Genomic DNA, 7629 nt, shown 5'->3' on the forward strand with positions numbered 1-7629 from the left:
GTTCTGGCATTTGCGTGTAATACTTGTCCCATAAGCTTTTTCTCCATGCATTATTATCTTCATAATATATACCATAACTCTCTGGGATCAAACAATTAGACTGTGTCGTCACGAGAGTAAATCTATACTGGCATGAGATATAGAATGAATCAATGAAAGGTTTTTATGATAGGCGCTCACCGACGCCATGATATGCCAGATCGCATATGGAGTCTTTTAGAGCCGCGATTGCCTGGGCGAAAAGGTTCCTGGGAAGGTATCGCCCATAATAATAGGCTTTTTAAACGCCGCCTTTTGGATATTGCGCACTGGCGCACCCTGGAGAAATTTGCCTCCTGACTTATGGCCACTGAAAAAACACGCATCGACGCTTTTGCAGATGGCGGGACAAAGGCGTTTGGCAAGGGGTGTTAGAATCACTTGTGATGGAGCCTGATTTTGAGTGGCTCATGATTTGATGCAAGCCCTATCAAAGTACCCCCTCATGCAGCAGGAGCACGTGGTGGAAACCAAGCCATGGGATAAACAAAAGGGGGCTCAATTCCAAAATACATATAGCCGTAGATGCGACTGGTATGCCAGTGCGAATCCTTGTTACAGAAGATAGCACAGCTGATTGTACACAGGCTGAGGCTTTTATTGAGGGCATAAACGCCCAAGGTCTTTTAGCCGACAAAGGCGATGATTCAGATGCTGTATTAGACATGGCAAACAGTCAAACCATTCAAGCGGTGATTCCTGAAAAAAAGAATCGAAAAGAACAGCGCTTCTATGAGCTGTCTTTCCCTTTTTGGCTCAATATCTCGTAACGACACTATCTAGTTAATTTTCTTTTTTATTTTTGAGTTTTGAAAATTTAAATAGGAAAGATTTTTTAGGAAAGATTTTTTTTAAAATTCCATAGCTAATCAAGTATTGCAATTCCAGTATAAGGCATCGTTCAGGAAAATAAGTGAATATGTCTAATTTACATGAAAAAAGTTCTGTGATGCATAGTATTTTTATTCTTATGGCGGTCTGAAGTATTGATGTGCTTCACTGACAAAAAAATATTATTCTGTTACTGTGTGCGGCATGTAACGTGCTCTTTGATGAGGCTATTGGTACCACGTGTCACATTTACTGCAATGTGGCGCTTATATTGTGATAGTACATTACGCACGCTACCCCTACTACAAAACGATCTAGGATAAGTTATTCTTTGGTTTTTGTATTTTAGATATTGTGAAAATGTCAAACCTACCGTCTTTACCTGTCGGATAGATTACTAGCTAAAAGTATCTTCTTCCTTCTGTTGGGGATTGTTTATGTATTGACTTTTTATTAAGTCATAATAATTAACCCTTAATTGAGGGGGATAATCTTTTCCCCAAGTGTGGATATTTTGTAGATATATAATGTTAGATTTCATAAAAACGCCTTGTTTTGCAAGGCTAAATTACTGACTTGCAGGGTGTGGATAACTCTGTGGAGAAAAAACCCAAATTTTCCCATTGACTCCCAAATATTCCCATGTAATGCTTACTTCAGTAGTTAGAGTGTGATTCTGTATAAACGTGCAGTTGTTTTTATCAACTTTTCAAAATAGAATCGATAAAAAAGGACGTGTTTCGGTTCCTGCTTCTTTTAGAGCAGTATTAGCCGATCAAGCATTTCAAGGTATTGTAGTCTTTCGTTCTCTTACCCTTCAAGCCATTGATGGTTTTAGTATGGCCCGCATGGAAAAATTGAGTCAGGATCTCGATCAGTTGGATGTATTTTCTCAAGATTATGAAGATTGGACTGCCAGTATTTTTGCTGATTCCTATCAGCTTCCTTTTGATTCAGAGGGACGTATTCAACTTCCTGAAATTTTTTGTACCTACGCAGGTATTACGGATATCGTGGCGTTCATTGGACGAGGAAAAAGTTTTCAACTCTGGAATCCTGGTATATTTTTGAGCTATCAACAAGCGGCCCGAGATCGCTTAAAGCACAAAGAGCACGGACTAAGAGCAATGGTATAAAACAGATGCATATTCCTGTCCTATCAGAAGAAATAAGGAGCCTATTGGCGCCGTTAGCACCAGAAATTCAAGGTCCATCCTTTTCATTTATGGATGGAACCTTTGGAAGAGGGGGGCATACTGACATTTTTTTGCAATACTTTCCCTATGCTAAGATTTGGGCTTTTGATCGAGATCCTGAAGCCATGATTTGGGGAAAAACTCAACATCGTTATAAAAATCTTTATTGGGTAGGAGATTGCTTTTCTCGTTTTGAGCATTATATTCCAGGCAAAATTTCTGGCATAGTATTAGATTTAGGTGTATCTTCTCCTCAATTAGATCAACCAGAGCGGGGATTTTCTTTTCGATACTCTGGTCCACTAGATATGCGTATGAGTCAGTCTGGTCTTAGCGCAAAAGATCTAATAAAAAATGCTTCAGAAAAAGAGCTAAGCCATATATTTTGGACCTATGGCCAGGAACGGCGAGCACACTATCTGGCTAGAGTGATTAAAAATCATAAAGGGTCTTTGGAAACCACCACCGACTTAGCACAACTCTTGTGTCATGCGTTGGGAATACGCCATAAAACATTTTCTTTACACCCTGCCACTCGCGTTTTTCAAGCGTTGCGTATTGTGGTGAATCAAGAATTAGAAGAAGTATACAAAACGCTTCCTAGAGCCATTGAGGCCCTTGCACCTTTGGGAATCCTTATTGTTATAAGCTTTCACTCTTTGGAAGATGGAATCGTAAAGCGAGCAATTCAGGCGTGCCCTAAGGAATACTATCGCTATTGTAAAAAACCTATTGTTCCTTCCGCTCTTGAAGTTAAAAAAAATCCCAGAGCGCGATCAGCAAAATTGCGCTGGGTACAACGATGTGAGACCTCTTGATGAAAATTTTATTGTGTACATCCTTTATTATGACTACACTTTCGGGAATGTTCTTGTTTCATGTTAAGTATCAAGTGCTTGCCTTGGAGCATGAATACCAAACAACACAGCTCCACTGCGCCCAATTACAAGAGGATATTTCTGTGCTGCAAAGTCATTGGTGCTATTTAACACGCCCTGAACGTATTGAAGCATTAATCACTCAACACTGGCCCCATTGGGTGAAGCTAGCGCCTCAGCAAGTGGTGTGCTGGCCTAAAATTATTTGTGCACAATCTGAATCTGGATCCTACTCGGACGCTCATTTATGATAAGGGGATATCTGCTTCCAGATAAAAATAGGACGTTTTGAGGCAGCGAAAATACGTTTGTCTATACTTGTAGTAGTGAAGGGCTTTAAAAGGATAACAAAGGCTTTTATTCTGGTACAATGGTAATGAATAATGAATTGATAAAAAAATCTAAAGAACGGTTGATGAGCGGCGCAAGGAAAACACCAACGCTGAGTTAAAGCGTTTTGCGGAAAAGTATTGAGTAATTCCATAGGTATAGAGTACGTAATTTAAGTTGCTTTAGATCTATGATTTCTTTTTTACCTAATCGTGCTTTAGGCTTTATGACTCTTTCTTTTTTCTACTGTACCCACCTCTGCTTATGCTACTTTTTCTTACCATAACTATTGTTTCGCTTTTCTTTTGATCATTAACTAGTTTTATCTATTTTATTATTATGCTGTATTGCTGTTTTCTCATCATTGTACCACATATAATCCTATTTCCAAGCTAAATTACTATAGCGCGAAAAAATTTCAGTACTCAGTGAAATTACAATAAAGACTTCTATAAACTACTTCATTTATATTAAAATGCCTTTTTTTTATCAAATAATATAAATAACTAACTATAGAACAATTATAATAGAAGAAACGAGAAGAATCTTTAAAGCTATCGTATTCATTGGATTTTCGTCGTAAAGGTTTAGGAATTAAGAAGAAAGAAGGGGTGCGCTATCAGGATTCTGGTAAACGTTTTGGAATGAGTAAGCAGACTATAGAGAGAGTAAGCGGTTAGAACCTAAATTCGTTCGCTATAAGCCAGCCAGAACAATGAACATGGACTGTGTAGAACACGCTATCGCGATGGATCTTGATGCCGATCAGCTAGCGTGAGCGGAGCGTTTTGGGGGTAGGGCTTTTGGCATTTTGAAAGCTCTGAGAAGTCTTAGGGTTGGCTATAAAAAAATCTTAAATTATCTAAAAGCGGATCCAGAAAAAAGATCTGTATTGTGCCAAAAGCGTGATGAATTAAACAGCAAAATTGATGAACGTGGAAATACCCATGATATGTCAAAAACTCACGGGTATTCTGTAAAAAGGTGGCGTTGTTACGGAAAACAGGATTGGGGTGTCAAAAGTAAAAGAAATGTTGGGTAGAAGAAACGATACTCACCAATATTCTAGAAAACCGTGGTATTGTCATGAATAATACTGCGTTCCATCAAGGTAAAGCTATGCAGAAAATGATTAAGAATGCTGGTCATACTTTATTTTACCTACGGCCTTATTATACAGACCTTAATCCCGTTGAGAAACAACGGGCTCACGCTAAACAGATGCGACGTTCTACACATTGTTAAATTTACGCGCTATTTTCTATAACCGTTCTACAGGTGGTTGGCTATTTACCCTCTTTAATGGGAATACAATAAGGTGCTTGTTTAGCTGAAGGTATTAAATCAAATAAGAAAAATTTACCGATATTTCCTCACGAACTTCCTAAGTTTTTATAAGGGTAATAATATATTCAATAGCCTTAATTTTACATGCTTCTTTTTCCCATTTTCCTTGAGCTAACGTTCCATATCCTCCTCCCTGAGGCTCCATAGCCAGAGCTTCGTAAAGCCCTTTAAGTAATCTGAGCGCACTATGGGTTTTTGCTCTCCTTTCTTCTACTGCCAGATATACACTATGTTTACTTTGGGATGTAAGCCAAAATACTCCAACATCAAACCCTTTTTCCGTACGAATCACATCGATCCAAGGTTTAATAGCTTTAGGGTCTACATCCTGTAGTGTGCCCCACCATAAAGATCCTTGAGGGTGATCTATACGCTCTAACGGGCAAACAATAGAAGGTACTTGTTTAGCTGAGGTTATCAAACGATTTATTTTCTCTTCTAATCCTTGAGGCGTTGTTTTTAATAAGCGTGTAAGATGTGTTTGTGCATCAAAAAGCTTTTGAACGTAAGTGAGCGCTGTGTGTTGAGTGATGGCTTCAATACGCCGTAATCCAGCACCAATACTACTTTCTTGAAGAATTTTAAATAGGCCAATTTCTCCTGTGTACTCTACATGAGTTCCACCACATAGTTCCATAGAAACGAAATCGTCAGATTTTCCCATGGAAATAACTCGAACTTCTTGAGCGTATTTTTCTCCAAATAATGCCATAGCGCCGGCGTTCAACGCAGCTTCTTGAGACATTATTCTGGCGTGAACTGGAAGATTTGCCCATATCCGTTCATTCACCCACAGTTCAATATATCGTAATTGATCTGGGGATACTGCTATAGGGTGTGAAAAATCAAAACGTAAACGCTCTGGTGTGACCAGAGAGCCTTTTTGTGTCACATGTTCTCCCAATATTCCCCGCAATGCACTATGTAACAAGTGCGTTGCAGAATGATTACTTTGAATTCGTTTACGATAGGAGATATCTACACTTAACAGAACGAGATCGCCTTCTTTTAATATTCCCTGGTGCATAGTGCCATGGTGAACAAAAAGGTGATTTCGTTGCTCAGTGTGGGTGACTTTCATAACACCGTGCGGGCCTTTTATCCATCCTTTATCTCCAATTTGTCCCCCGGATTCCGCATAAAATGGTGTAGTTTGGGTTACAATACACCCAGTACCCCGCAATTCTACCAAAGGTATTTTTTCACTAGGATCTAAAATAAGTTGAATATTATCAGTGTGTTCTAGTGTATGATAACCACAAAACTTGCTGGGAGCCTGGCCTTGAGTGATTTCAGTCCAAAAATTTTCGGTTTCTTCATCACACAGAGGAATTACGTGGCCTCCAAGACGATACTGACGAGAGGATATTTTTTGAGCTTCTAGGCACAATTCAAAAGTGGCATGATCAACATTTATTCCTTCATCTGCTAAAATATCTTGTATAAGGTCTATAGGAATACCATAAGTATCGTAAAGTTGAAACGCTTTTTCTCCAGAAAAAATTCCGTTTTGAATAGAAGATTTGCTTCCTTCTATCAATCGCATTCCTTGAGCCAAGGTATGCTCAAAGCGCTCTGCCTCGTAAAGTAAAGTTTTTTTTACGAGCGCTGCTGCACGCATTAATTCTGGATACGTTTCGCCCATGGTTTCAAGTAATGGAGATACCAGTTCTGATAAATGATCTAATGATGTTCCGATGTAAGATCCAAACCGAAGTGCTCGTCGAATAATACGTCTCAGCACATATCCCCGCCCTTCATGAGAAGGGAAAACACCATCCGCCATTAAAAAACTCGCACTCCGTACATGATCAGCCATAACGCGATGAGGTAAATCTTTCAAGGGAAATAAACGAGATGAAACGCCAGAACATAAAGTTTTTGAAACTTTCACTATATGATAGAGTATATCCGTATGAAAATTGTCATGGACGCCCTGCATCACTGATGTGATGCGCTCCAGCCCCATACCAGTATCAATACATGGACTGGTTAAGGGTATATCTCCCTTTGGAGTACGCTCAAATTGCATAAACACTAAGTTCCACAGCTCCACGAATCGAGGGCCGTCCTGCTGAACTGTCCCGGGTAGTCCTCCTGGAATATGAGCGCCGTGATCAAAAAATATCTCAGAGCAAGGCCCGCAAGGACCAGAATCTCCCATAGCCCAAAAATTATCTTGACTGTTGATAAACAAAATTCTCGAATCCGAGAGGCCTGCTATTTTTTTCCAAAATTGCGCCGCTTCAAGGTCTGTATGATAAACCGTGACATAGAATTTTTCTTTTGGTATCTTTAAACATCGTGTTAAAAAATCCCAAGCATATTCAATGGCATGCTCTTTAAAATATTCACCAAAAGAAAAATTTCCCAACATTTCAAAAAACGTGTGGTGGCGTGCAGTATACCCAACTTGCTCCAAATCATTATGTTTTCCTCCAGCACGAACACATTTTTGACAACTGACTGCAGTTGTGTAAGATTTTTTTTGCTTTCCAGTAATGATGTCTTTAAATTGTACCATTCCTGCAGTCGTAAACAGCAAGGTAGGATCATTTTCTGGAATAAGTCCAGAAGAGGGAACACCTGTATGACCGACGGACTGAAATTTTTCTAAAAAAGCATTACGAATATCAAGAGTCTTCATTAAAATATTTAATATAAAAACATCGACGTAAATATAGCATACATGTCTTAAAAAAGATAGGAAAAGTGATAGACAGTACAGGACCTACGCAGGAAAAATTTATCTTGACAGAGTTAGCAAGGTGTTTGAAGGAAATAGCATTTTTCTCAGCAGTAATTTAATTGATGGTTCTGGCTTTTCTTTCAGGTTCACTCATACTGCAAGTACCTATTTAGGAAATATATAGCCAAATAACGATAGAACAATTATAATAGAATAAAATAAGAGAGAATATTTAAAGATTCCGTATTTATTATCGTAAAGATTTAGGAATTAAGACGAAAGAAGGATTGAGCTATGAAGAATCGGGTAGACGTTTTGG

General features: G+C 38.8%; 7 protein-coding genes and 1 pseudogene. 6 read left to right on the top strand and 2 right to left on the bottom strand.

Annotated features, from left to right (window positions below; all coding sequences use genetic code 11):
* Window positions 1-165 precede the first annotated feature (165 nt).
* Window positions 166-776, top strand: a pseudogene (locus HCUR_RS09540) (IS5 family transposase); the annotation flags it as partial.
* A 491-nt stretch (window positions 777-1267) separates the two neighbouring features.
* Here the strand turns inward: HCUR_RS09540 and HCUR_RS08355 are convergent.
* Window positions 1268-1411 (bottom strand): hypothetical protein, encoded by a 144-nt coding sequence (locus tag HCUR_RS08355; RefSeq protein WP_165780670.1) that lies wholly within the window; start codon window positions 1409-1411, stop codon window positions 1268-1270.
* Window positions 1412-1556: 145 nt separating this feature from the next.
* Here HCUR_RS08355 and mraZ point away from each other — a divergent pair, with 145 nt between their 5' ends.
* The 5 genes from mraZ to HCUR_RS07745 all read left to right on the top strand — a co-directional run bounded on the left by mraZ (window position 1557) and on the right by HCUR_RS07745 (window position 4519).
* Entirely contained in the window at window positions 1557-2006 is a 450-nt protein-coding gene (mraZ, locus tag HCUR_RS02635) for a division/cell wall cluster transcriptional repressor MraZ (RefSeq protein WP_104206619.1), read from the top strand.
* A gap of 5 nt (window positions 2007-2011) precedes the next feature.
* Window positions 2012-2884: a 16S rRNA (cytosine(1402)-N(4))-methyltransferase RsmH gene (gene rsmH / locus HCUR_RS02640; RefSeq protein WP_104206620.1), complete on the top strand. Its 873-nt coding sequence runs from the start codon at window positions 2012-2014 to the stop codon at window positions 2882-2884.
* Window positions 2884-3195, top strand: a complete 312-nt coding sequence (gene ftsL / locus HCUR_RS02645; RefSeq protein WP_104206621.1) for a cell division protein FtsL — start codon at window positions 2884-2886, stop codon at window positions 3193-3195. Before rsmH ends, ftsL begins: the two co-directional genes overlap by 1 nt.
* Window positions 3196-4085: 890 nt before the next feature.
* Window positions 4086-4316, top strand: a complete 231-nt coding sequence (locus HCUR_RS02655; RefSeq protein ID WP_104206623.1) for a hypothetical protein — start codon at window positions 4086-4088, stop codon at window positions 4314-4316.
* A gap of 20 nt (window positions 4317-4336) precedes the next feature.
* The gene (locus HCUR_RS07745) at window positions 4337-4519 is read left to right on the top strand and encodes a transposase (protein WP_279337522.1); all 183 of its coding nucleotides are present in this window, start codon (window positions 4337-4339) and stop codon (window positions 4517-4519) included.
* A gap of 139 nt (window positions 4520-4658) precedes the next feature.
* Here HCUR_RS07745 and alaS read toward each other — a convergent pair whose 3' ends face one another.
* Window positions 4659-7268, bottom strand: a complete 2610-nt coding sequence (alaS, locus tag HCUR_RS02660; protein ID WP_165780671.1) for an alanine--tRNA ligase — start codon at window positions 7266-7268, stop codon at window positions 4659-4661.
* Between the last annotated feature and the right edge of the window lie 361 nt (window positions 7269-7629).

The organism is Holospora curviuscula (assembly GCF_002930195.1).
GTDB lineage: Bacteria > Pseudomonadota > Alphaproteobacteria > Holosporales > Holosporaceae > Holospora > Holospora curviuscula.

Excerpts from the sequence above, each read along its gene's own strand:
- HCUR_RS08355 (WP_165780670.1), bottom strand. The coding sequence starts at position 1,411 with ATGAAATCTAACATTATATATCTACAAAATATCCACACTTGGGGAAAA.
- rsmH (WP_104206620.1), top strand. The coding sequence starts at position 2,012 with ATGCATATTCCTGTCCTATCAGAAGAAATAAGGAGCCTATTGGCGCCG.
- ftsL (WP_104206621.1), top strand. The coding sequence starts at position 2,884 with ATGAAAATTTTATTGTGTACATCCTTTATTATGACTACACTTTCGGGA.
- alaS (WP_165780671.1), bottom strand. The coding sequence starts at position 7,268 with ATGAAGACTCTTGATATTCGTAATGCTTTTTTAGAAAAATTTCAGTCC.